Origin of the sequence: Pseudomonas sp. NFPP12 (genome assembly GCF_900103205.1) — a bacterium.
GTDB classification, from domain to species: domain Bacteria; phylum Pseudomonadota; class Gammaproteobacteria; order Pseudomonadales; family Pseudomonadaceae; genus Aquipseudomonas; species Aquipseudomonas protegens.
The window spans coordinates 1,553,316-1,578,039 of record NZ_FMWW01000001.1; the positions used below are offsets into that span (position 1 = coordinate 1,553,316).

26 protein-coding genes are annotated in these 24,724 nt (G+C 64.1%); 18 read left to right on the top strand and 8 right to left on the bottom strand.

Annotated elements, in window-relative coordinates; genetic code table 11:
- Positions 1-111 precede the first annotated feature (111 nt).
- Positions 112-441, top strand: a complete 330-nt coding sequence (locus tag BLS75_RS06680; protein ID WP_011060776.1) for a hypothetical protein — start codon at positions 112-114, stop codon at positions 439-441.
- Between the two features lie 171 nt (positions 442-612).
- Here BLS75_RS06680 and BLS75_RS06685 read toward each other — a convergent pair whose 3' ends face one another.
- From BLS75_RS06685 to BLS75_RS06695, 3 genes are all read right to left on the bottom strand, one after another.
- The gene (locus BLS75_RS06685) at positions 613-2,463 is read right to left on the bottom strand and encodes an amidohydrolase (protein WP_072452317.1); all 1,851 of its coding nucleotides are present in this window, start codon (positions 2,461-2,463) and stop codon (positions 613-615) included.
- Between the two features lie 31 nt (positions 2,464-2,494).
- On the bottom strand, positions 2,495-3,073 hold the full coding sequence (locus tag BLS75_RS06690; protein WP_053157816.1) for an antibiotic biosynthesis monooxygenase: 579 nt from the start codon (positions 3,071-3,073) through the stop codon (positions 2,495-2,497).
- Between the two features lie 114 nt (positions 3,074-3,187).
- Entirely contained in the window at positions 3,188-3,829 is a 642-nt protein-coding gene (locus BLS75_RS06695; RefSeq protein ID WP_015635223.1) for a hydrolase, read from the bottom strand.
- A gap of 161 nt (positions 3,830-3,990) precedes the next feature.
- On the opposite strand from BLS75_RS06695, the gene BLS75_RS06700 reads away from it, so the two are divergent.
- From BLS75_RS06700 to BLS75_RS06750, 10 genes are all read left to right on the top strand, one after another.
- Positions 3,991-4,887, top strand: a complete 897-nt coding sequence (locus BLS75_RS06700; RefSeq protein WP_019094407.1) for a LysR family transcriptional regulator — start codon at positions 3,991-3,993, stop codon at positions 4,885-4,887.
- 84 nt (positions 4,888-4,971) lie between these two features.
- Positions 4,972-5,631, top strand: a complete 660-nt coding sequence (locus BLS75_RS06705; RefSeq protein WP_072442317.1) for a methyltransferase family protein — start codon at positions 4,972-4,974, stop codon at positions 5,629-5,631.
- 643 nt (positions 5,632-6,274) lie between these two features.
- Positions 6,275-7,639, top strand: coding sequence for a glutamine synthetase family protein (locus tag BLS75_RS06715; RefSeq protein ID WP_072452319.1), 1,365 nt, complete (start codon positions 6,275-6,277; stop codon positions 7,637-7,639).
- A gap of 126 nt (positions 7,640-7,765) precedes the next feature.
- Positions 7,766-9,079 (top strand): NAD(P)/FAD-dependent oxidoreductase, encoded by a 1,314-nt coding sequence (locus tag BLS75_RS06720; RefSeq protein ID WP_072452320.1) that lies wholly within the window; start codon positions 7,766-7,768, stop codon positions 9,077-9,079.
- Between the two features lie 121 nt (positions 9,080-9,200).
- Positions 9,201-10,217, top strand: a complete 1,017-nt coding sequence (locus BLS75_RS06725) for a hypothetical protein (RefSeq protein WP_072452321.1) — start codon at positions 9,201-9,203, stop codon at positions 10,215-10,217.
- Positions 10,218-10,371: 154 nt separating this feature from the next.
- The gene (locus tag BLS75_RS06730) at positions 10,372-11,037 is read left to right on the top strand and encodes a hypothetical protein (protein ID WP_072452322.1); all 666 of its coding nucleotides are present in this window, start codon (positions 10,372-10,374) and stop codon (positions 11,035-11,037) included.
- The gene (locus tag BLS75_RS06735; protein WP_072452323.1) at positions 11,034-11,555 is read left to right on the top strand and encodes a hypothetical protein; all 522 of its coding nucleotides are present in this window, start codon (positions 11,034-11,036) and stop codon (positions 11,553-11,555) included. Before BLS75_RS06730 ends, BLS75_RS06735 begins: the two co-directional genes overlap by 4 nt.
- Positions 11,552-12,073, top strand: coding sequence for a hypothetical protein (locus tag BLS75_RS06740; protein ID WP_072452324.1), 522 nt, complete (start codon positions 11,552-11,554; stop codon positions 12,071-12,073). Before BLS75_RS06735 ends, BLS75_RS06740 begins: the two co-directional genes overlap by 4 nt.
- The gene (locus tag BLS75_RS06745; protein ID WP_072452325.1) at positions 12,073-12,483 is read left to right on the top strand and encodes a GFA family protein; all 411 of its coding nucleotides are present in this window, start codon (positions 12,073-12,075) and stop codon (positions 12,481-12,483) included. Before BLS75_RS06740 ends, BLS75_RS06745 begins: the two co-directional genes overlap by 1 nt.
- Positions 12,476-12,943, top strand: coding sequence for a hypothetical protein (locus BLS75_RS06750; RefSeq protein ID WP_072442321.1), 468 nt, complete (start codon positions 12,476-12,478; stop codon positions 12,941-12,943). The genes BLS75_RS06745 and BLS75_RS06750 overlap by 8 nt, the downstream gene beginning before the upstream one ends.
- Before the next feature lie 132 nt (positions 12,944-13,075).
- On the opposite strand, the gene nadE is transcribed toward BLS75_RS06750, so the two are convergent.
- From nadE to BLS75_RS06765, 3 genes are read right to left on the bottom strand one after another with little or no spacing between them, the layout of a single operon-like run.
- Entirely contained in the window at positions 13,076-13,915 is an 840-nt protein-coding gene (gene nadE, locus BLS75_RS06755) for an ammonia-dependent NAD(+) synthetase (RefSeq protein WP_072452326.1), read from the bottom strand.
- Between the two features lies 1 nt (position 13,916).
- Positions 13,917-15,146 carry a nicotinate phosphoribosyltransferase gene (gene pncB, locus BLS75_RS06760; protein ID WP_072452327.1) on the bottom strand — a complete coding sequence of 410 codons (1,230 nt, stop codon included), beginning with the start codon at positions 15,144-15,146 and terminating at the stop codon, positions 13,917-13,919.
- 9 nt (positions 15,147-15,155) lie between these two features.
- Complete coding sequence (locus BLS75_RS06765; protein WP_011060763.1) at positions 15,156-15,803, bottom strand: nicotinamidase; 648 nt, start codon at positions 15,801-15,803, stop codon at positions 15,156-15,158.
- Positions 15,804-15,986: 183 nt separating this feature from the next.
- Here BLS75_RS06765 and BLS75_RS06770 point away from each other — a divergent pair, with 183 nt between their 5' ends.
- Genes BLS75_RS06770 through BLS75_RS06780 form a run of 3 tightly spaced genes read left to right on the top strand, consistent with a single transcriptional unit; the run spans position 15,987 to position 17,756 of the window.
- The gene (locus BLS75_RS06770) at positions 15,987-16,532 is read left to right on the top strand and encodes an adenylyltransferase/cytidyltransferase family protein (RefSeq protein ID WP_072452328.1); all 546 of its coding nucleotides are present in this window, start codon (positions 15,987-15,989) and stop codon (positions 16,530-16,532) included.
- Position 16,533: 1 nt separating this feature from the next.
- Positions 16,534-17,241, top strand: coding sequence for an NUDIX hydrolase (locus BLS75_RS06775; RefSeq protein WP_072452329.1), 708 nt, complete (start codon positions 16,534-16,536; stop codon positions 17,239-17,241).
- 8 nt (positions 17,242-17,249) lie between these two features.
- Positions 17,250-17,756 (top strand): NUDIX hydrolase, encoded by a 507-nt coding sequence (locus tag BLS75_RS06780; RefSeq protein WP_072452330.1) that lies wholly within the window; start codon positions 17,250-17,252, stop codon positions 17,754-17,756.
- Here BLS75_RS06780 and BLS75_RS06785 read toward each other — a convergent pair.
- The gene (locus BLS75_RS06785; RefSeq protein ID WP_019094420.1) at positions 17,708-18,655 is read right to left on the bottom strand and encodes a LysR family transcriptional regulator; all 948 of its coding nucleotides are present in this window, start codon (positions 18,653-18,655) and stop codon (positions 17,708-17,710) included. The genes BLS75_RS06780 and BLS75_RS06785 overlap by 49 nt on opposite strands.
- A 100-nt stretch (positions 18,656-18,755) precedes the next feature.
- Here BLS75_RS06785 and BLS75_RS06790 point away from each other — a divergent pair, with 100 nt between their 5' ends.
- Positions 18,756-19,931 carry an aspartate aminotransferase family protein gene (locus BLS75_RS06790; protein ID WP_072452331.1) on the top strand — a complete coding sequence of 392 codons (1,176 nt, stop codon included), beginning with the start codon at positions 18,756-18,758 and terminating at the stop codon, positions 19,929-19,931.
- A 75-nt stretch (positions 19,932-20,006) separates the two neighbouring features.
- On the opposite strand, the gene BLS75_RS06795 is transcribed toward BLS75_RS06790, so the two are convergent.
- Positions 20,007-20,543 carry a DUF4174 domain-containing protein gene (locus tag BLS75_RS06795; RefSeq protein WP_011060757.1) on the bottom strand — a complete coding sequence of 179 codons (537 nt, stop codon included), beginning with the start codon at positions 20,541-20,543 and terminating at the stop codon, positions 20,007-20,009.
- 796 nt (positions 20,544-21,339) lie between these two features.
- Between BLS75_RS06795 and BLS75_RS06800 the strand changes: the two genes are divergently transcribed.
- The 3 genes from BLS75_RS06800 to BLS75_RS06810 all read left to right on the top strand — a co-directional run bounded on the left by BLS75_RS06800 (position 21,340) and on the right by BLS75_RS06810 (position 24,723).
- Positions 21,340-22,329 (top strand): response regulator, encoded by a 990-nt coding sequence (locus tag BLS75_RS06800; RefSeq protein WP_011060756.1) that lies wholly within the window; start codon positions 21,340-21,342, stop codon positions 22,327-22,329.
- Between the two features lie 3 nt (positions 22,330-22,332).
- Positions 22,333-23,280, top strand: coding sequence for a sensor domain-containing diguanylate cyclase (locus tag BLS75_RS06805; RefSeq protein WP_011060755.1), 948 nt, complete (start codon positions 22,333-22,335; stop codon positions 23,278-23,280).
- A 117-nt stretch (positions 23,281-23,397) separates the two neighbouring features.
- Complete coding sequence (locus tag BLS75_RS06810) at positions 23,398-24,723, top strand: YncE family protein (RefSeq protein WP_072452332.1); 1,326 nt, start codon at positions 23,398-23,400, stop codon at positions 24,721-24,723.
- Position 24,724 lies beyond the last annotated feature (1 nt).

A 24,724-nucleotide genomic window follows, 5' to 3' on the forward strand; every position in this document is an offset into this window, starting at 1 on the left:
CAGACACCCTCTGTCGCCCTGTTTCCGGTATCAGGGTTCAACTTACCGACGTAGCAAGATGAATTAGCGAATCAACTTAGATAGATCGATAAATGGTCAAGGGGGCTACAAATGAATCTTAATAACCAACCCACTATTGATGAATTGGCACGTATGTTCGCCGCACAGAAAGACAGCCACGACAGCCACATCCTGTGGATCGCCAAGTCGGGCCAAGTGCATATCGACTGCCTGTCGCCCCATAGCCATGAAGCAGAGTTCGACCAGAACAACCGGGACCTCGCGGCCCGCCTGAAGATGTACCGCCGCGGCCAGGGCTACGTCGGCAAGAAAGCCGCCGCCGACAAGGACTTCATCGGCCGGGTCCTGGAGACCCTGAAAGCCGAATGGCAATCGCTGCGGGATAAATCGGAAGTTCGGGTTATTGATCGGTTCTGCTAAGTAACACGATCAATTCGTTAATCAACAACTAGTTGTTTAAACAATTGAATGGGCGCTCTTCATGAGCGCCCATTTTTATTGAAGCCAATTTCAAACCCATAGGAGCCGGCTTGCCAGCGAAAGCGGTGTTAGCCTTGAAACCGCCTTCGCTGGCAAGCCAGCTCCTACAGCTCAGAACGCAAAACACGAACACCCAAACGCTCCCCAGAACCCCTGGAAGTCACTCACCGGTACATTGGACATGCGCGCTTTCTGGTGCCCGTGGGCATGCACCGCGCACGGTCCGCTGCACTGGTGCACCTGGTTCTGCAACGGTGCGCCGGGTTTCCAATGACCCGGCACCTTGGCCACCGGCGACCAGTCCGGGGTCACCGGCAGGCTCGGTGGGGCGAGTTGGTCGAAGTCACCGGCGGCATGCACCACCTTGCCATCCACTACGGTGAGCAGGGACTCGATCCACTTGATCGCCTCTTCCTCGACGCTGAAGTAGTCCGCCGACAGGGCCACCAGGTCCGCCAGTTGCCCGACCTTGAGCTGGCCCTTCTTGCCCTGTTCCGAGGAGAACCAGGCGCTGCCGTGGGTGTAGAGCTCCAGCGCGGTATCGCGGCTCAAGCCCTGGGGGTACAGCTCCAGCCCGCCGACAGTCCGGCCACTGACCATCCAGTACAGCGAGGTCCAGGGGTTGTAGCTGGAGACTCGGGTGGCGTCGGTGCCGGCGCCCACCGGAATGCCTTCGGCGAGCATGCGCTGGATCGGCGGGGTCATTTCGGCGGCCTTGGCGCCGTAGCGCTCGACGAAGTACTCGCCCTGGAAGGCCATGCGGTCCTGGATCGCGATGCCGCCGCCCAGGGCCCTCACCCGTTCGATGTTCTTCGGGCTGATGGTTTCCGCATGATCGAAGAACCACGGCAGGCCGTTGAAGGGAATGTCGCGGTCGACCTTCTCGAACACATCGAGCATCCGCGAGATGGATTCATCGTAGGTGGCGTGCAGGCGGAACGGCCAGCGTTGCTCCACCAGGTGGCGCACCACCGGTTCCAGCTCCTGCTCCATGCTCTGCGGCAGGTCGGGACGCGGTTCGAGGAAGTCCTCGAAATCCGCAGCGGAAAACACCAGCATCTCCCCTGCCCCGTTGTGCCGCAGGAAGTCGTCGCCCTGGCCGTAGGTGACGCTGGAGGTCCAGTGCTTGAAGTCCGCCAGTTCTTCCTTGGGCTTCTGGGTAAACAGGTTGTAGGCGATGCGCACGGTCAGTTGCTGCTGGGCCGCCAACTGGTTGATCACCTGATAGTCGTCGGGGTAGTTCTGGAAGCCGCCGCCGGCATCAATAGCGCTGGTGACCCCCAGGCGGTTGAGCTCGCGCATGAACTGGCGGGTCGAGTTGACCTGGTACTCCAACGGCAGCTTGGGCCCCTTGGCCAGGGTCGCGTACAGAATCATCGCATTAGGGCGGGCGATCAGCATGCCGGTGGGGTTGCCGTTGCCATCGCGGACGATCTCGCCCCCCGGCGGGTTCGGCGTGTTGCGGTCGTAGCCCACCACTCGCAGCGCGGCGCGGTTGAGCAAGGCGCGGTCATACAGGTGCAGGACGAACACCGGGGTATCCGGCGCCGCCTGGTTCAGCTCTTCCAGGGTCGGCATGCGTTTCTCGGCAAACTGGAATTCGTTCCAGCCGCCCACCACCCGTACCCACTGCGGCGCCGGGGTACGCAGGGCCTGTTCCTTGAGCAAGCGCAGGGCGTCGGCCAGGGACGGCACGCCTTCCCAGCGCAGCTCCAGGTTGTAGTTCAGGCCGCCGCGGATCAGGTGCAAGTGCGAGTCATTGAGCCCGGGGATCACCGTGCGCCCCATAAGGTCGATGACCTGGGTGCCGGCACCGCGCAGGGCCATGGCCTGGGCGTCATTGCCCACGGCGATGAAGCGCCCGTCCTTGATCGCCACCGCGCTGGCCCGGGGTTTGGCCCGGTCCACGGTGTGCAGGCGGCCGTTGAACAGAATCAGGTCGGCAATTGCATCGGGTTTCATGGCATTGCTCCAAACGAAGGTCGGGAAGGAATCAGGCCGCATTGCGCGGCTGCAGCCAGCGGCTGAACAGGCGCGTGACCCGGGGCATGAAGACGTAGACCACCAGCAGCACGATGCTCAGGGTGATCAGCACCGTGGCCGGCACATAGCCGCCAAGCCAGGGCAGTTGGGCGAATAGCGGCTTCCACAATTGCGGCACCAGGAAGCTCAGCGGCAGGATCACCAGGAAGGTCACACACGCCTGTTTCCAGCGCGGTGGCGGGGTCGGTGCACCGCCGTCCTGGGGGGTGAACCAGAATTCGCGATCGGCGTTGATTTCGGTCTGGTCACCGTCGGCCAGCAGGTGCTGGGCCTGTTGCACCAGCTCGCGGCGGTCGGCGGAATCCAGCCAGTGCTGCAACTGTTCGGTGCTGGCAAAGCGCAGCACGCTGGTGAACAACCCGAGGCCGCCGCTGTGGCCACGCACCACGTCGATGCCCAGGTGCCCCGGATAGCTGCGGGCCTTGGCGATGATCTGCCGCAGCCAGGTTTCATAGGCCTGATCCTGGCCCTGCTTGATCCGGTGACGGACCAGCAGGGTCACGACACCGTCGGTGAGTTCGATGTTCATCAGAAGGCTCCAGGGTCTGCGAGGAGATGCATTTGCGCATCACAGTTAAGGCCCGTAAGCGCTGGCTTGCCAGCGAAGCGGTCGGTGCGATCGCATTCGCCGGCCAGGCGGCGCCTACAGCTGACGTTGCGGGGCCTTGTGCACCATGCTGTAGGCGTAGTCCACGCCCATGCCGTAGGCACCACTGTGTTCCAGTACCAGGCCCATGACCGCGTCGTAGCTGTCCTTGTGCGCCCAGTCGCGCTGGTACTCCAGCAGCACCTGCTGCCAGGTCACCGGTACCGCGCCGGCCTGGATCATCCGCTGCACGGCCATGTCGTGGGCCTCCTGGCTGGTGCCGCCAGAAGCGTCGGTGACGATGTACACCTCGTAACCTTCGGCCATGGCCTCCAGCGCCGGGAAGGTCAGGCAGACCTCGGTCCACAGCGCCGCCATCACCAGTTTCTTGCGCCCGGTGGCCTTCACCGCGTCCACCAGCTTGCGGTCTTCCCAGGAGTTCATCGACGTGCGCTCGATGGGCTGCTGGCCGGGAAACACCGCCAGCAGTTCCGGCCAGATGTAGCCGCTGAAGCTTTCGGTCTCCACCGAGGTGAGGATGCTCGGCACGTTGAAGATCCTGGCCGCCTTGGCCAGGGCCACGGTGTTGTTCTTCAGGGTCTGGCGATCGATCGATTGCACGCCGAAGGCCATCTGCGGCTGGTGGTCGATGAGGATCAGGGCGGAGTTGGTCGGGTTGAGCAATTCACGAATGGACATGGCGCGTTCCTTTTGCAGTCAGAGAGTGAGGGTCGAACATGACCGGCTGATGGCGCTGCTTGCGCCCCGTGGCGTCCGGCTTGGTGGCTAATCTAGGGCCTGGCAGAAAAAGGAACAATTACCTAAAATCGAGAATCATTGATTCTAAAATAGGGACAATCATGGACCGTATCGAATGCATGCGCGCCTTCGTCGTCACCGTCGACGAAAACGGCTTTGCCGCAGCCGCCCGCGCCATGGACGTGCCCCGTTCCAAGGTCAGCAAACAGATCCAGGCGCTGGAAGAGGCCATCGGCGTGCAACTGCTGCAACGCACCACCCGCAGCCTGCGCCTGACCGAAGCCGGCGCCGAGTACTACGAAAGCGTTCGGGAAGTGCTGGCCACGGTGGACGAGGCCGAACAGCGCGCGCGCGATGGCATCGCCGAGTTGCGCGGAGTGCTGCGAGTCAATGCACCGATGTCCTTCGGTCTGCGTCGGCTTGGGCCGCTGGTGCCGCTGTTCCACGAACAGCATCCGCTGATCGAGTTGCAACTGGTGCTCAGCGACCAGCAGGTGGACCCGCTGCGCGGCGGCTTCGATGTCACCCTGCGCATTGCCAGCCTGCCGGACTCGTCCATGGTGGCCCGCCAGCTGGCACCGGCACCGCGGATCATGGTGGCCTCCCCCACCTACCTGGCCCGGGCCGGCATCCCGCGCCAGCCCAAGGACCTGAGCAGCCACCAGTGCCTGAACTACGGCTACCTGCAAAGCGGCGTCAGCCTGCAATTGAGCAACGGCAGTGACGTGCAGCGGGTGCATGTCACCGGACCGCTGCACGCCAACAACGGCGACCTGCTGGCTCAGGCCGCCGAGGCCGGCATGGGCATCGCCCTGCTGCCGGATTTCATCGTCGAGGACGCCCTGGCGGCCGGGCGCCTGGTGCCGGTGCTCTGCGAATGGCAGGCGCCGCCCATCAGCATCAACGTGGTCTACCCCTCGGCGCGGCGGGTGCCGCAGAAGACCCGGGCCTTCATCGACTTTCTGGCGGGGCACCTGACCCAGAAAACCGCGGGCTGAACCTTTCAGCGGACGAACGTACGCCTTCACCCGCAGGCGGGCTCCTACACTCAACACAGGTTCCCGCTACTGGCGCAGCGCATCATGAAAATCTCCCTCAGGCTGGCCGTTTCCAGCATCCTCGGTGCCCTCGCCTACCTGGGCCTGGCGATCTGGGGCATGGGCGGTTTCTCCGCCTTCTTCGGCCATCCACAGTTGACCCTGATCGCCATCGCCACCCTGCTGATGGTGGTCGCCGCGCTGTACAGCGAAGTCAACCTGAGCAGCGGCGAGCAGGAAGACCAGGGCAACCGCTGGGTACTGCCGGTGTTCGGGGTGATCGGCCTGTTGAGCGGCTTCGTCCCGGCCTACAGCGACCGCATCGATTTCTGCACCTTCGGCGGCGAAGGCCTGCGCTGGCTCGGGGCCTTGCTGTTCATCCTCGGCGGCGGGCTGCGGCTGTGGCCGGTGTTCATCCTCGGCCGGCGCTTCAGCGGGCTGGTGGCGATCCAGCCCAACCACCACCTGGTGGTGGACGGCCTCTACCGCCACCTGCGCAACCCCAGCTACCTGGGCCTGCTGGTGAATGCCCTGGGTTGGGCCCTGGCGTTTCGCTCGGGGCTGGGGTTGTTGCTGGCAGCACTGACCCTGGTCCCGCTGATCGCGCGAATTCATGCCGAGGAGGCCTTGTTGCTCAAGCATTTCGGCGAGGAATACGAGGCCTATCGCGCCCGCAGCTGGCGCCTGCTGCCGGGCCTGTACTAAGGCTCTGTAAAAAAAATCAGACACGCCTGGCAGCCGGGACGCGCCGCTCTAGCACGTGGCTTTCATCATGAACGCAAGCCTCTCGCCAAGGGGCTTGCGCCCTTTACCCCCCTTACATTGGCCTGCGCTTTCTTGCAGTATTGATCCGCCCTGGAGGCTCGCCACAGCAGTTCGCATCCTCCAGCGCCCGGTGTAAACCAAGAATAATCACCCCGAACTCGACAGCGAGATCACCCGGCAGATGCATCCCCAGAGCCCGTTCCACGGATTGGCCTGCACCCGCTCCACGGCCCCGCGCCTTGGCGGTGGTACGCTTGTCGACGCTCGTATCGCACTGCCCTGCCACTCCCCGCGGCACCCTGCCCAACGCCCTTGTGAGGTGCATGAGGTGCGCGCTGGCGTCATCGGTTTTCTCTTCCTGGACAGGCCCTGCCCATGAAGCTTCTGGTCAACCTGCCCATGGCCCTGTGCCGTTCCCGCCTGCGCCATTCCTCACGCCCTCCGGATCACTCGCCGCTGGCCTGATCGCGCTTCTGCGTGGTCCCTTCCAGACCTGATTTCTGCCCTTGCAACCGGCCCGTGCGCGGCGTCGTTGCAGGACCTGAAAACCTGCGCGCCCCACGGGCGCCAAGCGAGTCCAAACATGAATTTTGCAGCCCTAGACGAAGCCCGGAGTTTCCTCGCCGCCAACCCCGATATCGACATGATCGAGCTGTTCATTCTCGACGCCAACGGCGTGCCCCGGGGCAAGCTGTTGCACCGCGAAGAACTGCTGGCGGTGTACGAAAGCGGCCGGCCCCTGCCCAGCACCATCCTTGGCCTGACCCTCAACGGCGACGACGTGGAGAACTCCGGCCTGGTCTGGGATGTGGGCGATATCGACTGCCGTGCCTACCCCCTGGCCGGCAGCCTGGTACGCCTGCCCTGGCGGCAGATCCCTACCGCCGCGGTGCAGGTCAGCATGCACCCGCAGGAGGGCCTGCCCGCCAGCATCGCCGACCCGCGCCACCTGCTGATCAAGGTGATCGACGGCCTCAAGGCCGAGGGTTACCACCCGGTGATGGCCTGCGAGCTGGAGTTCTACCTGCTGGACGCCAAGCGCGACGGCAACGGCCGGCCGCAACCCGCGCTGGATGCCGACGGCGGTCGCCCGCGCAGCACCCAGGTCTACGGCCTGCGCGAGCTGGAGCAGATCGAACCGTTCCTCGCCGACCTCTACGCCGCCTGCAAGCTGCAAGGCATTCCGGCGCGCACGGCGATCTCCGAATACGCCCCCGGGCAAGTGGAGATCACCCTGGAACACGGCGACGCCCTGGAAGCCATGGACCAGGCCGTGCGCTACAAGCGCCTGGTCAAAGCCGTGGCCCACAAGCACGGGATGCAGGCCACCTTCATGGCCAAGCCTTTCGATCACCTGGCCGGCACCGGCATGCACATGCACGTGAGCATCGCCGACGCCGCGGGCCGCAACCTGTTCGCCAGCCAAGACCCGGCCGGCACCCCGCTGTTGCGCCAGGCGGTGGGCGGCATGCTCGCGTCCCTGCTGGAGTCGCTGCTGCTGTTCTGCCCCAACGCCAACTCCTACCGGCGTTTCCAGAGCAACAGCTACGCGCCCCTGGCCCCCACCTGGGGCGTCGACAACCGCACCGTGAGCCTGCGGGTGCCCGGCGGCCCGGCCAATAGCCGGCACATCGAGCACCGCATCTGCGGTGCCGACGCCAACCCCTACCTGGCAGCGGCGGCGATTCTCGCCGGCATCCATCGCGGCCTGCGGGAAAACCTCGACCCCGGCGAGCCGGTACAGGGCAATGGCTACGCCCAGGCCACCAAACTGCTGCCCACCGACTGGCTGACCTCGCTGGTGGCCCTGGAGCAATCGGCCTGGGCACGGGATGCCCTGGGCTCCGAATTCCTCGGTGTGTACCTGGCGGTCAAGCGTGCCGAGTACCGCCAGTTCATGGCCGAAGTCGGCGAGCAGGACTGGCGCTGGTACCTGACCCAGGCCTGAGGTCCGTTGCCGATCTGCCGCGCAGGGCTCAGGCGCATCCATTGCATGCCGGACCCGCCGGCCCATCGACCGATTTCAAAGCCCTGCCCGCAGCGGCCCGGCTCACTTTTTTGCGAGGTTCTCCCCATGACAGCCGCCTTCGATCCGCGGACCCCGGCAGCCGAGCGCTGCCCCAGCTACTACAGCGCCACCCTGAACCAGGAAACCCACTACCCGACCCTGCAAGGCACTCATCAAGTGGATGTGGTGATCATCGGCGGCGGCTTCACCGGCGTCGCCAGCGCGGTGGAACTGGCCGAGCGCGGCCTGAAAGTCGCCATCGTCGAAAGCCACAAGATCGGCTGGGGCGCCACCGGGCGCAATGGCGGCCAGGTCACCGGCAGCCTCTCCGGCGACGAAGCCATGCGCAAGCAGATGCGCCGCCACCTGGGCGAGGAAGTCGACGACTTCATCTGGCACCTGCGCTGGCGCGGGCACCAGATCATCCAGCAGCGAGTGGAAAAATACGCCATTACCTGCGACCTCAAGCACGGCCACCTGCACGCGGCCTACAAGCCCAGCCACCTGCCGGGCCTGCGCGCCGACTACGAAGAAGCGGTGCGCCGCGGCATGGGCGACGAGGTCAGCCTGCTGGACCGGGCCCAGGTCCGCGGGCTGCTGGAAAGCGAGCTCTACCACGGCGCCATCAAGAACACCCGCAACCTGCACCTGCATCCGTTGAACCTGTGCATCGGCGAAGCCCGGGCTGCCGAAAGCCTGGGGGCGCTGATTTTCGAACACAGCGAAGTGCTGGAGATCATCCACGGCGAGCGCCCGGCGGTGGTCACTGCCCAGGGCCGCATCGATGCCCGGCAAGTGCTGCTGGCGGGCGATGTGTACCACAAGCTGGAACCGAAGAAACTCAAGGGCAAGATCTTCCCCGCCATGGGCGGCATCGTCACCACCGAGCCCCTGGGCGACCTGGCCAAGCGCCTCAACCCCGAGGACCTGGCGGTCTACGACTGCCGCTTCGTGCTCGACTACTACCGCATGACCGCCGACGGCCGCCTGCTGTTCGGCGGTGGCGCCAACTACAGCGGCAAGGACTCGCGGGACATCGCCGGCGAACTGCGCCCGTGCATCGAACGCACCTTCCCGGCGCTCAAGGGCGTAGGCATCGATTTCCAGTGGAGCTGCGCCATGGGCATCGTGATCAACCGCATCCCGCAGCTGGGCAAGCTCTCGGACAACGTCTGGTACTGCCAGGGCTACTCCGGGCATGGCGTGGCCACCACCCACATCATGGGCGAGATCATGGCCCAGGCCCTGACCGGCCACCTCGGCCACTACGACACCTTCGCCGCCTGCCAGCACATCCGCGTGCCCTTCGGCGACCAGTTGGGCAACCCGATGCTGGCGGCGGGCATGTGGTACTACCAGATGCTGGAGAAATTGCGCTGAGGGCACGACGCGAGTCGGGCGGCAGCCGAGGCTCCAGCAAAGCTTGATGAGCCGGCCCTTTGTTCAGTAGGCTGCCCGCCCCTCGAAGGCATGGACCGCCCCGAACCCGCGGGCGGTCCCTGTGCTTCGTCTTGTAAAGACCCGCCCAAGCCTGAGGCTTGGGCCCAGCGAGACCGCCGTTATCCGAGTCCTCGACCAGGAAAGAATCGACCGCATCAATCAAGACCTCACCCGCGCCTGGAAGGCTGATGTTGAAACCACCTGCGTCCTCTCGGGCATCCTGCTGCTCCCCTGCCTCATCCTCATCTGCCTGCTGGATGGCCCGCTGTTCGCCAAGGTCATCCTGTGCACCTTCCTCTGCCTGATGGTCGGTGGCTGGTGCACCGCCAAGTGGCTCAACGCCCAGGCGCAACCCAGGACCGACATCACGGGCGTGAAAGTGGAGCAACTGGAAGGCTACTTCGACCGCCGCTGGGTTCGGAACGGCGGCAAGCCCTATATCGAATACAGCTTTGGCAAGCATTGGTTGCACATCCAGACCTCGGCCTGCAGCTTCTTCAGTGGCGACACCCAGTTGAAGCTCAACCGCCGCTATCACGTCGACGCCCTGTACCTCACCGGCCGCTCCAGCGCCTACACCGGCTATTACCTTCTGGAAGAAACCTTCAAGGAAATCTTCGATGACAGCGACCTCAGCGCTACGGAGAAAATCCAGATCGCCGAGCGTGAGAAGCGGATCAACCAGGACCTAGAGGAACAACACAAACGCCTCTACCGCCTCTATCGCAACCCCCAGGGCGAACTGGAAGCCGTGGCCATCGGCTTCAATTTTGCCGCCTGCTTTCTCACCGTACTCTGGTCGTACTGCGTCAGCCTGTACTGGGTGACCGGCCTCACCCTGGCTGCCCTGGGCCTGATCCTGCTGATCCCTGATACAGGCGCCGGCCACCACGGGTTCGCCCTGGGCTGGCTGCTCAGCGCCGGGGTATTCGGCGCGTGCGGCAACCTGTGGCGAGAAAGGCAGGTGCTGTCCAAGGGTTTTGTCCAGGTCGATGCCCTGCTGTCCTGCAACCCCGACCAGGCCAAGGTGCAGTACAAAAGAAAGGTCGAAGAGGCAGCGCCGGGGTTCGGTCAATAGCGCTGCCGGGCAGGTCATTCCGGGTAACGCGCTACACAAAGCCCTAAGGTTCTCGTACCATCGCGCCGCTCACGAGCGGCGCCAGGGAAGGCCATGTACAGACACTCATGCCTCCCTGCCTGCGCCTTGTCCAAAGTCACTTTCAGGGTTCCCCATGTTCCGCGTAATCAAGGCTTCGTCCTTGCTGCTGGCCACCAGCATAGTTTCTGGCTGCATCAGCCAACCCGCCGCCATCGTCAGCGCCCCTCTGCAACCCGCAGCCAACGAACCCACGACCTATCTGGTGGGCGCTATTGGCCCGCAGTACCTGGGCGGCGGCGGTGCCGCCACCAACCTGCGCCTGCTGATTCGCAAGCGCGGCTCAATCAATGGCGCCGCGGCACTCTGGGAGGGCGACCCACGGCCAACGCCAGAGGACATCCATGAACCCCGCGCCGCAGCCAGTGTATTTGTCATGCCGCTCAAACCGGGCGATTACGAGTTCTACAACTTCCAGTTCTGGTCCATGGTCTACACCCCGGGGCTCGGCTCACGCCTGCAATCCCAGGAAGCGCGCGAAGAGTTCGTACTGCCGCTGCGCCTGGAGGCGGGCAAGGCATATTACATCGGCGAGTTTCGCTCGGTCTGCAGCCAAGTGACCCAGTGCTTCTTTGCCTGGAGCAATCAAATGCCCCGTGACGCCGTGATTGCCCAGCGCCAGGTGCCGGGGCTGCCGGACCTGCAATGGATGCCGCTGGATCTGGACAAGGCCAAGCCCTTCATCCTTCCCGTCGACAAGCAAACCAGCCCAGCCAACGCCACTGCGGAGAATCATCCATGAAATCCTGCTTGACCCTTTGCGCCCTTCTGCTGCTCGCGGGCTGCACGGCAACCGACACCTTGCCGGACCGTCCGCTGACAGATGGCCAAGCCTATTTGATGCCCCTGCATGTGATGGTCGATGACCCATTGCGCGCCGCTGAGTTACGTAACGCCTTGCGTGCCACCGGGGTGTTCGAAGATGTCCAGACCGGCGCCGGACAAGCTGGCGACTACAGCGCCCGCATTCAATTCAAGTCCGAGCGGGACATGCCGCCAATGCCGTTGATCTTCCTCAGTGCCGCCACTCTGTTCCTGATGCCGCTCTCCAATGGCATCGACACCCACACCGACATCAGCCTGCTGCACGAGGGCAAGCTCCTCAAGCGCTACAGCTATCGCAACCTGACGCATAAATACACCTGGCTGCTGGATCAGGGCGGTGAAATGCAAGAGCAGAATATCCAGCGCATCGCCCGTGCCTTTGCTGGCGATCTGCGTCAGGATCAACTGTTGCCAACCGCGAGTCAGGCCCAATGAACACCATAAGTTGGACCACCCTGCTGTGCAGCGTACTGATCATCACCGGTTGTGGCACCCGAATGGCGCCGCTGGACTACCGCAGTCAACATCCCTATGTACCGCTGACCCTGGACCTGGGCCCGGTGAAAAGTCGCTTCGACGAACAGGAGCAACGGGAAACCATCGCTGCCCTGCGTCAAACCGGAGCCTTCTCCTTTCTCGATGGTGGCTACAGTCGCAGCGGCTACAGCCTCCTGATCAGCGAGCCTGGAGGCAAAAGTGCGGGACTGCTTGGCGCGTTGAATGCCATCACCCTGCTGACCTTCCCCATGCCCTACTCCTACCAGAGCAACTTGCGCGGCAGCCTGCTCAAGGACGGCCAACTGCTCAAGACCTACAACTACCGTCGTGAAGGCTATAGTGTGGCGGCCTGGTATGTACCGCCGGTGCAGATCGAAAGCCGCAGAGAGATGCTCGATGAACTGCTGCGCGATTTGGAAAAGGACCGTTTGATTCCTCAGGAGAACCCACGCTGATGACTGCCAGCCTGTACCAGGGCGGCTGCCTGTGCGGGCAGATTCGCTTCGAGGCCCAGGGGCCTGCCGCCAATCCCCATACCTGCTCGTGCAAACTGTGCCAGCGCCACAGTGGCGCGCTGACGCTGGCGTGGGTCGAATTCCCCCGAGAACGGGTGACCTGGACCGGCCCTGGCGGCGCACCGGCGACCTTCAGGTCGTCGGACTCTTCGAGCCGGGCCTTCTGCCGGGCTTGCGGCAGCTCCCTGGGGGCCATCGATGATCAGCCGACCATTGCCTTGCTCCTGGGCTGCTTCGATGACAACCGCGACCCGGCGCTGATGCCGCACAGCCATTCGTTCAGCGACCGCTGGCCCGAGGGCTGGCAGCCCGCACCGACAACGCAGGATAAAGGCGGACAGCATGAGTGAAGCACCGTCGCGCTGCACCTCCCCCCTCGCCTCGAACGTCTGGACCTGGTACGGCCAGGACGAATACCGAAGGATCATCCTGTTGGGAGAACTGGGCGTGGCCCTGGAATTTCTCGCCCTGGACGCCAAGCGACAACGGGTGGAGGTCGGTTGCTGTGCCGAGTGCAATCTGTGGTCTGGCTATCTGGACTATCTCGCTGGTTTTGTGAAGCAGTTTCCGCTGCATCTGGCGCCGCACTTGCTGCCGCGCTTGCAAGCACTGTTAAGCGGCTGTGAAGCACTGTGTCGGGAAGCTTACGGCCTGACCCTGGAAGACAACGGCTTCGAACACCCGCAATGGCGACCGCTGCGAGAAGGCGCCCGCGAGGCGCTGGAGATATTGGGTTGGTCGCAGGTACGGGAGCATATGCCGGAGCTGACCGAAGAATGCCGTGAGGCGTTGCGCAGATGGCCGGATTGAACGCTCAAAGGGTGGCGGTGCTGCTCCGGGCCCCTCCGCCAGCAAGCTGGCTCCTACGGTATTGAGTGCAGCGCTGCCTGTAGGAGCCGGCTTGCCGGCGAAGGCGATTCGGCGGACAACACAAGTCCGTTGCTACAGGCCAGCTATCGCCGGGGTCCGTGGCAAGGCGCGTTTGTGGGCAGTGCGCAGGTAGGCACGCTCGATCAACTGGCGCACCGCGTCGGTAACGGGCTCGCCCATCAGGTAAGCGTCAATTTCTGCGTAGCTGCAACCGTAAGCCGTTTCGTCCAGCTTGCCCGGCGCCAGTTCCTCCAGGTCCGCGGTGGGCGCCTTGTACACCAGATGCCTTGGCGCGCCGAGGGCCTCGGCCAGCAGCCGCACCTGGGTCTTGGTCAGCCCCGACAGCGGGGCCAGGTCGCAGGCGCCGTCGCCGTACTTGGTGAAGAAACCCATCAGAGCCTCGGCGCCGTGGTCGGTACCCACCACCAGGCCGTTGCTGAAGTTGGCCACCGCGTACTGGGCCAGCATCCGCGCCCGGGCCTTGACGTTGCCCTTGACGAAGTCCGTGAGGGCCGGCGAAGGCTGCAGGCCGTCGATCCGCACCCGGTCCATCAGGCCCTCGACGCTGTCGGCAATGTTGCAAGTGCTCACCGCGTCCGGGCCAATGAAGTCCAGGCAAGCCTGGGCATCACTTTCATCCGCCTGTTGCCGATAAGGCAGGCGCATGGCGATGAAACGGGCCTCCTGCCCCGCGGCGCGCATCTGCTCCACCGCCAACTGGCACAGGCGGCCGGCAGTCAGGGAATCCACCCCGCCACTGATACCCAGTACCAGGGTGCTGCAGCCGGAGTCGCGCAGTACCTGCTGGATAAAGGCCACACGCCGGGCGATCTCGGCGGCCTCGCCACCGCGAACCAGTTGCCGGTCGATGCCCAGTTCCCGGGCGATGCGTGCTTGGGTTGAATTGCTCATGTCAGGCCTCCAGGGGCGAGTGGGCAAGATCGACGTTGAACACCTGGGCCGCGTACCGGAGGAACGACGGGTCTTCGCAGACGTTCTTGATCGGGTCGTCGGAGAACTTCACCACCGGTTCGCCATGCACCCGCACCAGCTTCATCACGATGCTCAGCGGCTCCACGCCCTCCACATCGCAGGCCAGGCTGGTGCCCATGCCGAAACCGAAGCGGGCCTGGCCACGCACGTGGCGCAGGATCGGCAGGCATTTCTCGAAGTTCAGGCCATCGGAGAACATCAGGTCCTTGGTCCGTGGATCGATGCCCAGTTCGCGGTAGCGGGCCAGGACCTTGTCGGCCCAGAGGATCGGGTCACCGGAATCCTGGCGCAGGCCGTCGTAGAGCTTGGCGAAGTACAGGTCGAAGTCCTTGAGGAAGAAATCGGTGCTGATGCAGTCGGTCAGGGCAATGCCCAGGCGCCCGCGGTACTCGTGCACCCAGTTCTCCAGGGCCGCGTTCTGGCTCTCGCGCAGCCGCCCCAGTTGCTGGTGCACCATCAGCCATTGATGGGCCATGGTGCCGATCAGCGGCAGGTCGAACTCATAGGCCAGGTGCGCATTGCTGGTGCCGACGAAGACCCCGGGGAAATCGCTGCGCATGATCTTCACCACTTCGCGCTGGGCCTTGAACGACAGGCGCCGGCGGGTAGAGAAATCCGAAACGCGGAACTCGGCAAGCTCGTCGCGGCTGGCGTTTTTCTCCAGCCATTCGAACTTCTGGTAGAGCCGGCGGGTGACGTCTTCAAGCTCTACCTCCGGGTACTTGTCGCGGTTGCGCAGCTCACTGACCATGGCCAGCACCGGCTGTTCGAACATGATGCAGTGCAGCATCGGGCCACGGACGCGGATGCTCAGTTGGCCGTCGACCGCCGCCACGTGGATGTAGCGCAGGTTGAAGCGGAACAGGCCGAGGAACTGTTCGAAGTCTGGGGTCAGGTATTCACGAAAGCGCTTGCTGAACAAAAAGCGCTGTTCGCCTTCGCGCATCTGCAGGCCGGCAAGCTTTTCCAGCTCCTGGCGGATCTCGGGGATCAGGTGCACCAGGGACTCTCTGGAACGAACGATGAACTGGTATTCCACGTCCACATTGGGGTGCTGGTGCAACACCGCCTGCATCATGGTGAAGGTGTAGTAGTCGGTGTCCAGCAGGCTCTGGATCACGCCGTTGTTGCGGTCAAATGCACTTTCCATGGTGACTCCTCAAACCTTGGCCAATCTGGCGGTTTCTTCGCGGGTCGCGGCAACCGTGATGCCCGCTTGTTGCATGTCGGCGATGGCTTGGGTAGCGCCCTCGGCGCTGATGGCCCGGCACGCCGGCAGGTGAATGAGCACCTTGAAACCGGCAGCGGCCAGTTGCAGGGCAGTGGTCTTGACGCAGAAATCCAACGCCAGGCCGCCGACTATGACTTGCTGTACGCCCTGGCCCTTGAGGTACTCGATGACCCCGGTGGACAGCTTGCCGTGCAGGTCGTGGTAGCAGGCGCCGTAGGGGTGCAGGTCCGGCTCCACGCCCTTCCACACGAAGTAGTCGTAGTCATAGGGCGCAGGCAGTTCGTCCAAAAGGGTGAAGCCTTCAGTGCCCGGAACGCAGTGGCTGACCCAGGTCAGATCGGCATGTTCAAGGCCCGTGGGCTGGAGCATCTGGGCGTGCCCGGCCACCACCCAGGGCGCCTGGGGGCTGTGGGCGTCCTTGCTGCCGATACGCAGGCTGGCCAGGGTCGCCATGAAATTCAGCTCGCCGCCGATGCGGTCGCCTTCAGCCACGGGCAACTCGTCCGGGCACAGCGGGGTGAAGCTCTTTTGCGCATCGACATCGAAGGAAGCGGTCTTCATCGTTTGGCTGTTCATGCTGGGTCTCTCCTCTGCATGGAGCACAAAGTACATGTCATGTACTTTCATATCAAGACCCTGCAGGTTTTATTTTTCTCGAACCAAATTCAATAAACATGCACACATAAGGTGCAGAAGATTATTTCCCACTGACAAAAGCGATGCTAAGGTACACGTCATGTACCAACCGAGGAAAAGCAGATGTTTGAACTGGCCCTCTATGGCGGCGCCTTCAACCCGCCCCACGCCGGGCACGCCCAGGTGATGCTCGAAGCCGCCCGCCATGCCCGCCGGGTACTGGTAGTGCCCAGCTTCCGCCACCCGGACGGCAAGCGCATGGCCGACTTCGAGCAGCGCGCCAGCTGGTTGCAGGCAATCACCGCGCACCTGCAGCCAGAGTGCGACGCCGAGCTGGCGGTCAGCCGCCTGGAACGGCAACTGGCCCTGGCCGACCCGGGTCCGGTCTACAGCTTCACCCTGTTGCAACGCCTGGCCGACGACCTGGCCCTGGACGGCAAACGCATCGCCCTGGTGGTGGGCGAAGACGTGGCGCGCCAGTTGCCCAGGTTCCATCGCGGCGAGGAACTGCTGCGGCGCTTTTCCATCCTCTGCATCGAAGAGCAGCCCGGGGTGCGCAGCAGCGTGTTGCGCCAATGCCTGGCCCGTGGCGAAACGCCGCCCAGGCAATGGCTGGCCCCGGGAATGAATCCGCTAAACTACGGCCTCTACGCCGTCCACGGAAGTTGATATGCACGACCGCACCACCCTCCCCAGCGCCTACCTGCACACCATCGACCTGTGCCTGCTGCGCTACAACCGCGAACACGGCGAATTGGAGATTCTCCTCCATCAACGCGACGCCGAGCCCTTTGCCGGGCACTGGGCGCTACCGGGTATCGTGGTCAACGGCGATGTCGAGGACCGTAGCCTGAACGACGCGGTGGAGCGCCTGCGCCGTTCGAGCAAGGTGGACATGCCCCTTGCCTGGCTGGAACAAGTGGGCACCGTGGGCGACGCCTTTCGCGACCCGCGCTGCTGGTCGTCCTCGACCTTCTACCTGGGGATCCTCAGCGAGCCGATGGAGCCCGCCGCGCAACAGGGCTTCTTCGCCCTCGGCGAGGTGGCCAGCGGTGCCTTCAAGCTGCCCTTCGACCACAACGCCCTGGTAGCCCAGGTGCACGAGCGGCTGTTTTCCAAATCCCTGTACAGCAGCCTGCCGCTGATGTTTCTCGGCAACGAGTTCAGCGCCCCCGAGGCGGTGAGCATCTTCTCCCTGGTGCTGCAACGCCCGGTACTCAAGACCAGTATCCGCCAGCGCCTGCTGAAGATGAGCGAGGCCGGCTACCTGCGCGACACCGGGCGCAAGAAGAGCGGCGACGGCGGCCGGCCCCAGGCCACCGTGGAGCAGCTCAAGCCCGCCGAGCTGTATTTGTTCGATCGTTGTTTCCTGGAGTGATAGCCCCCATGAGTTCCACCCCCGACACCCAGTGCCTGCTGGAAACCCCGTACTTCAAGGTGGTCCGTGAAAACGGCTACTTCATCATCAAGGAAGCCCAGGCGGTGAACGGCGTCGTGGCCGTGCCGACCCTGGCCGATGGCCGACTGATGCTGGTCAACCTGCGGCGCCGGGCCATCGGTGGCCAGTCCATCGAGTTTCCCCGGGGCGCCATCGATGCCGGTGAAAGCGCCTGCGACGCGGCGGCCCGGGAACTGCTGGAGGAAACCGGCTGGCAAGCCTCAGAGGTACGCCAGCTGGGGCTGCTGCACAGCAACACCTCGCTGATCGCCAGCGCCGTGGCGGTGTGCCAGGTGCAGATCGCCGAGCAGCAGGCCGCCGCCACCGATGGTGAAGTGGACGATGTGCTGTGGGCCAGCCGCCAGGAGTTGCTGGCAATGATCGCCGCCGGCCAGATCACCGATGGTCACACGCTGTCGGCGGCGATGATGCTGCTGGCCAGCGAGTCGGCCTGACGCCCCCATTTCTCCAGGGCAAAGTCGACAAAGCTGCGCAGCTTGGGCAGGCGATAGCGGTCCTGGGCATAGAGCAGGTGCATCGTCCGAAAGGGCAACTGATAGTCCTGCAGCACCGGTACCAGCCGGCCCTGCTGCAGGTCTTCCTCCACCAGCGCATCGGGCATCATCACCAGCCCCAGGCCACCCCGCGCCGCACGATGCAGGCCGGACGAGGTGTTGGCCAGCAACGATCCCGACACCGGAATCTGCACATCGCCTTCAGGCCCGCGCAACGGCCACAGGGTGGCGGTGGCGCTCCACTCATCACCGGCCGGATAGGCGAATGCCAGACAGTTGTGCCGCTGCAGGTCCTCGGGGACCTGGGGCGTGCCGCAGCGTTCCAGATACTCCGGCGCAGCGCAGATCGTCAGGGTGTAGTCCTGCAGGCGCCGGGCAATCAGCGAGGCGTTGTCCAGGTTGCCCAGGCGCACCGCCACATCGAAGGTGCCATCGGTCAGGTCGAAGCGCTGGTTGGCCAGGGTCAGCTCGACCTTGACCTGGGGGCAGCGCTGGCGGAACTCGTCCAGCGCTGGTGCCAGCCGTTCTGTGCCGAAGGTCAGGGGGGCGGTGATGCGCAAGGTGCCGGTGGGTTCGCCCTGGGCCTGCTCCGCCAGGCGCTCGGAATCCGCCACCAGCCCCAGCACCGCCAGGCAGCGCTGGTAGTAGTCACGGCCAAAATCGGTAAGCCGCTGGCGCCGTGTCGTGCGGTTGAGCAGACGCACCCCGAGGCGCTGCTCCAGGGCCCGCAGGTGATTGCCCACCATGGTGGTGGACATGCCGCACTCCCGGGCCGCGGCGGTCATGTTCCCCGCCTCCACCACCTTGACGTACACCGACATTGCCTGGAACAGATCCATTATCAATCCTGACTTCAAGATGATTAAAGAAATAGCGAGTTTATCTAGCCTGAGTGGCTAACGATACTGATAGCACACCCCCAAGATGGAGCCGCCCGCCATGACCGCCGCCTGCCTGATGAGCACCTACCAACCCCTCGCGCTGAGCTTCTGCAAAGGCCTGGGCAGCCGTCTCTGGGACCAGGCCGGGCGAGAATACCTGGACGCCATCGCCGGGGTCGCGGTGACCGGCATCGGCCACAGCCACCCACGGCTGGTCGGCGCCATCAGCGAACAGGCCGGCCTGCTGCTGCACAGCTCCAACCTCTACGACATCCACTGGCAGCAGCAACTGGCCGCCAAGCTGACCCGGTTGAGCGGCATGGACCGGGCGTTCTTCAACAATTCCGGGGCCGAGGCCAACGAGACCGCCCTCAAGCTGGCACGCCTGCACGCCTGGCACAAAGGCATCGAGCAGCCCCTGGTGGTGGTCATGGAAAACGCCTTTCATGGCCGGACCCTGGCCACCCTGGCCGCCAGCGACGGCCCGGCAGTGCGCCTGGGCTACGGCCAGTTGCCAGACGGTTTTCTCAAGGTGCGCTTCGGCGATCTGGCCGCCCTGGAATCGGCCGTCGCCGAGCATGCTCCACGCATCTGTGCCGTATTGATGGAGCCGATCCAGGGGGAAAGCGGCATCCAGCTGGCCCCACCCGGCTACCTCAAGGCCGTGCGCGAGCTGTGCACCCGGCGCAACTGGCTGCTGATGCTCGACGAGATCCAGAGCGGCATCGGCCGCACCGGGCGCTGGTTTGCCTGCCAGCACGAAGACGTGGTGCCGGATGTGATGACCCTGGCCAAGGGCCTGGGCAACGGCATTCCCATCGGCGCCTGCCTGGCCCGGGGCAAGGCTGCCCAGGTGTTTACCCCGGGCAGCCACGGCAGCACTTTCGGCGGCAACCCCCTGGCCTGCCGCGCGGCCTGCACCGTACTGGACGTCATCGAGGATCAGCAGTTGCTGGCCAACGCCGAACAGCGCGGTGCCCAACTGCTGCGGCGGCTGCGCGAGGAACTGGCGGCGCATCCGGCGGTGCGGGAGATTCGCGGACTGGGGCTGATGGTGGGTATCGAACTGCGGCAGCCGGCCCGAGAGCTGGTGCAGGTCGCCGCCCGTGACCACGGGCTGCTGATCAATGTCACCCGGGGCACCACCATCCGCCTGCTGCCACCCTTGGTGATCGATGGGCAGGAAGTGGAGATGATCGTCGATGGGCTGCGTCAGACCCTGGAGGCGCTCTAGCCTGGGCGAGGCGGGGCAATGCAGTCGGCAGGCACCGGGGCGGTCAGCGCCTGCCCCGGCCTCCGCCCATGGGCTTCAGTCGTCCAGCGCCTTGGGCGCTGCGGCGGGCTTGGCCGCCTTGCCGGCCTTGGCATTGGCCGGCTTGGCCTCCGGCTCGGGGGCCGGAGCCGGCGCTGCGGCCTGTTTCTCCGCCGCCGGCAACTGGTCGACGGCACTGAAGACTTCCTTGAGCTCGATGGCCCCGGAGTGCTCCAGCTTCTTCTCGCCGTCCTTGCCCACCAGGATCACCTTGGTCTGCGCCCCGGCGCCCAGCTTGAGGCTGCGGATCAGGGCCATGGTGGATTGCGGGTCGATGTCCTTGCCATCGCGCTGGCCGATGGTGTTGATCACCGTGTACAGGACCATGTTGCGTTCGTTGAAGGCTTGACGGGTGGCCGGCTCTTCCAGGGACTTCTTCAGGCTCACCAGGGTCGGGTCCACGGTGCTGGGGGCAATCACGATCAGTGGCCGTGACTTGCCCAGGTCCTGGGTCAATGGGCCGTCGTTGTCGGCCGCCAGGACAGGGCCGGCAACAGCGAGCAGAGTAGCGAAGGTCAATGACCGAATGAACATGCGTCTCTCCTTATGTTTTCCACGCACTAATGATTGCGCATTGCGGGAAAAGGTCCAGGCCGGGACTCAAAATCTGACATTTTTTTGCCCACGGCGCCGCGCTGGTCATCGGCTTGCCACAGGCCGCGCACGACCGGGGCTGGCGCCCTTCGAGCGGTCGGCACAACCAGGTTCGCGGTAAGGTTTTGTTGCACATGCGGCAGGAGCGCAGCCGACAACTACGCTCCTGCCGCACTCGTTCCAACAGCCTTGCGCCCACTCTTTAATATTCGAATCAATACAACAGCGGCCCTGGGTTGTTTATAAGAACCGCTGCACGACACATTCAACCCACACAATTCCAGCGCTCTTAACAACCATTGAAACGAACCACTCGCAGAACCTACGGCAACAATCAACAAGAAGATTCCGAAAGTTTGAAACTTATGCCTCAAGTGTCATTTTTCAAACGTCAGAAAACAGGCGCGAATCCCCTACCCCGATAGAAAAATCGGTCTATATCAAGGCTTACAGAGGCCTCTCAGTTTATTGCCACAGCCCACATCACGGGCCGCCGCGGCCTTTTAACTGCTGCCCTGCAACAACTCTAAGTTACATGCCCAGGCCTGCTTGAATTGCAGCAGACAATGATCTGGAGCAAATAACCGAAGCCATCACTACTTGTTCTTTTATTGCCGAGGGAACTATAGTGCGGCGCGGCACGGACAGCCCGATACAGCACAACTATAAAGCGGCAACTCGCCCTATTACCGAACACTATCCCTTACGGGTTTTTTCGAATGAGCGTCCGATACCGATGATCCCCCTCCTCATCTGCGATGACTCGAGCATGGCCCGCAAGCAGGTGCTGCGGACCTTGCCCAGCGAGTGGCGGGTGTCCGTGACCCAGGCCTGCAACGGGCGCGAAGGCCTGGAAGCCCTGCGCCGCGGGCTGGGCAAGGTGGCGCTGCTGGACCTGACCATGCCCGTGATGGACGGCTACCAGGTCTTGAGTGCGGTGCAGGAAGAAGGCATCGAGGCGCAGATCATTGTCATCTCTGGCGACATTCAAGAAGAAGCCGTGCGCCGCACCCGCGAGCTGGGCGCCCGGGCCTTCCTCAAGAAGCCCTTCGACCCCCAGCAACTGCGCGCCCTGCTCAACGAACTGCAACTGCTGGACAGCACGGACGCCAAGCCACTGGCAGCCCCTTCGCCAGCACCGGTGGTGACCTTTCGCGACGCCTTCCGGGAAACCGTCAACGTTTCCATGGGCTACGCCGCGGCACTGATCGCCAAGGTCCTGGATGTCTTCGTGCACCTGCCGATTCCCCACGTCAATGTGCTGGAAGCCGGCGAGTTGCAGATGCTGCTGGCCGATGCCAACCGCGCCCGGCAATTGACCGCCATCTGCCAGAGCTACATCGGCAGCGGCATCGCCGGCGAAGCCTTGTTGATGTTCTACGACTCCGAAGTGGCCGACATCGCCCAGTTGATAGAGCAAGGCACCGACCCCTACCAGGAAATGGAAGTGCTGATCGACCTCTCCAGCGTGCTGATCGGCGCCTGCCTGAGCAGCATCGCCGACCAGCTGGACGTGTTCTTTTCCGTGGGCCATCCCCAGGTACTGGGGGAACACACCACCATCGACGAGCTGATCGTGCTCAACCAGCAGCGCTGGAAAAAGACCCAGGCGGTGGAGATCAGCTACAGCCTGGAAGAACAGAACATCCACTTCGACCTGTTGCTGTTGTTCACCGAAGGCTCCATGGCCTTGCTGGAACAGAAGCTCGCCTACCTGATGAGTTGAGCCATGCCCAAGAGAATGGATTTCAGTGAATTGCACTGGTTGCTGGCGGTGGTCCAGAGCATCGACGTGGGTATCGTCGTGCTCGACCTGGAGTGCCGGGTCCAGGTGTGGAACAGCTTCATGGAGAACCGCTCCGGGGTGCCCTCCAAGCAGGCCATCGACCAGTCGTTCTTCGAGCTGTTCCCCGAGGTCGAGCGACCCTGGTTCACCCGCAAGGTGGGGCGCGTGGTGGCCCTCGGCACGCCGGCCTTCACCATCTGGAAGCAGCGGCCGTACCTGGTGCATTTCAACAACTACCAGCCGATCACCGGCCAGGGCGAGTTCATGTACCAGAACACCACCCTGCTGCCGCTGCGTTCCTCCAACAGCGAGATCCACCACGTCTGCCTGGTGATCTACGACCTGACCGACGTGGCAATCAACAGCCTGGCCTTGCAGAAGGCCAACCAGCAGTTGCAGCACCTGTCGCGCACCGACCACCTGACCCAGCTCTACAACCGCGGCCACTGGGAGCAGCGCCTGCAGTTCGAATACAGCCGCCACGGCAGCAGCATCGCCCTGCTGATGCTGGACATCGATCACTTCAAGTCGATCAACGACCGCCATGGGCACCAGGCCGGCGATGCAGTGATCAAGCGCGTCTCCGAGCTGATCCACCAGCATGTGCGCGACAGCGATGTGGCCGGGCGCTATGGCGGCGAGGAGTTCGCCATTCTCCTGCCCCACACCGACCTTGCCGGGGCCCGCACCCTGGCCGAGCGCTTGCGCCAGTCGGTGGAAGAGCAGGAGGTGATCCACAACGGCCAGGCCATCGCCTTCACCATCAGCCTGGGCATCGCCTGCCTCGACCGTCCGGCCCGGGATCATCGCTGCCTGATCGAGTGGGCCGACCAGGCGCTGTACGCCTCCAAGCGCGCCGGGCGCAACCGGGTCAGTACCTACGCGCCTTGAACGGCAGCCCTGGAAAAACCTGAAAAAAACTCGCTCCCGAGGGATAAACTGCGCGCTTTTCCGGTCCATCCCCCGGTCTGCTACGCCTTTCCCAGCGCCACAAGGAGTCCTGCGCGCATGTCCCAGTCGAATTCGAACCACTCCCCGCAAGAGCAATGGCAGCAAGCCGTGCTGACCTATGCCCGCGACATCAATCGCTATGTCGAGACCGGCAACCGCGACGGTTGGAAGGGCTTGAAGGAACCGCACTTGCCCAATACCGAGCACCTGCTGCCAGACTGGCAGGCGGCCCTGGAAGCGAGCAACCAGGAGCCCTACGACGCAGCCCGGCGCCAGGCATTCCGCCAGGACTGGCCGCCGGCGCACTTCCCATTGTCGCCACGCCTGGAAAGCCAGGGACGGATGATTCCGACCCTGGCCCTGTTGCCGGACGGCAGCCTGCTGGCGCGCATCGGCGCACCTTACGAGGCTGGCGAGGTGGTGCATATCGACGACGCAAGGATCCAGACCCTGGAGCAGGTGGAAGGCTTCGGCATGTGCCCCCAGCGGCGCTATTTCGCTTGGGCCCGGGCTGACGGCATCCAGCTCACCGACGGCTGGAACGGGCCAGAGGTGGCAAGTTTTGCCTGGCCCGATCCCCACGCGAACCTGCCGGCGGGGGTGGCGCTTGAAGACACCGGGCGCTGCTGCCCCAGCAGCCTGATGCCCTTCCCCGACGGGCGCCGGGTACTGCTGGTGAGCTCCGACGGTATCTTCGTCCTGCAGGCCGAGGGCGCCACGCGCCTGCTGCCGAGCCTGGAAGACCTGCAGCAAGAGCTGGCCGATGGCGTCGCCCCCGAGGACCTGGGCATCGGCCTGAGCATGGAGCATGGCGCGGTGTCGCCCGATGGCCAGTGGATCGCCGTGGGCGAGCAAAGCAGCTCGCACCTGGTGTTCGATGCAAGGTTGCAACGGGTAGCGCAGATCGGCCCCGCCAGCGAGTACCCGCATTTCGCCCATTTCAACCAGCGCGGCGATCGCCTGCTGCTCAACGCCTGCCACTTCTATGGCGGCGCCAGCGTGGGAGTGGCGGTGGCCGACCTGCCAGGGCTGTCCACCGATTTCTACAGTGACGATGCGCGCACCCCGGTGCTGCAGGAAGGTGCCCGGGTGTATGCCGCGGCGTCACGGGGCGACGAATTCATCATCGGCGACGCCTACGGCTACCTGCGGGCCTTCAGCGAAAACGGCGAGGAACGCTGGCAGCACTATATCGGCTCGACCCTCACCGCCATGGACATCAGCCCCGATGGCAAGACCCTGGTGGCCGCCACCTATGCCGGGATCATCGTCAAGCTTGACCTGGACGCCGGGCGCCCGGACTGGCAGATCGGCACCGGCGAGCACCTTGAAGTGCAGCGCTGGCTGTTCTGGAAAGACTTCGCCAAGCCGCTGCTGTGGTGAC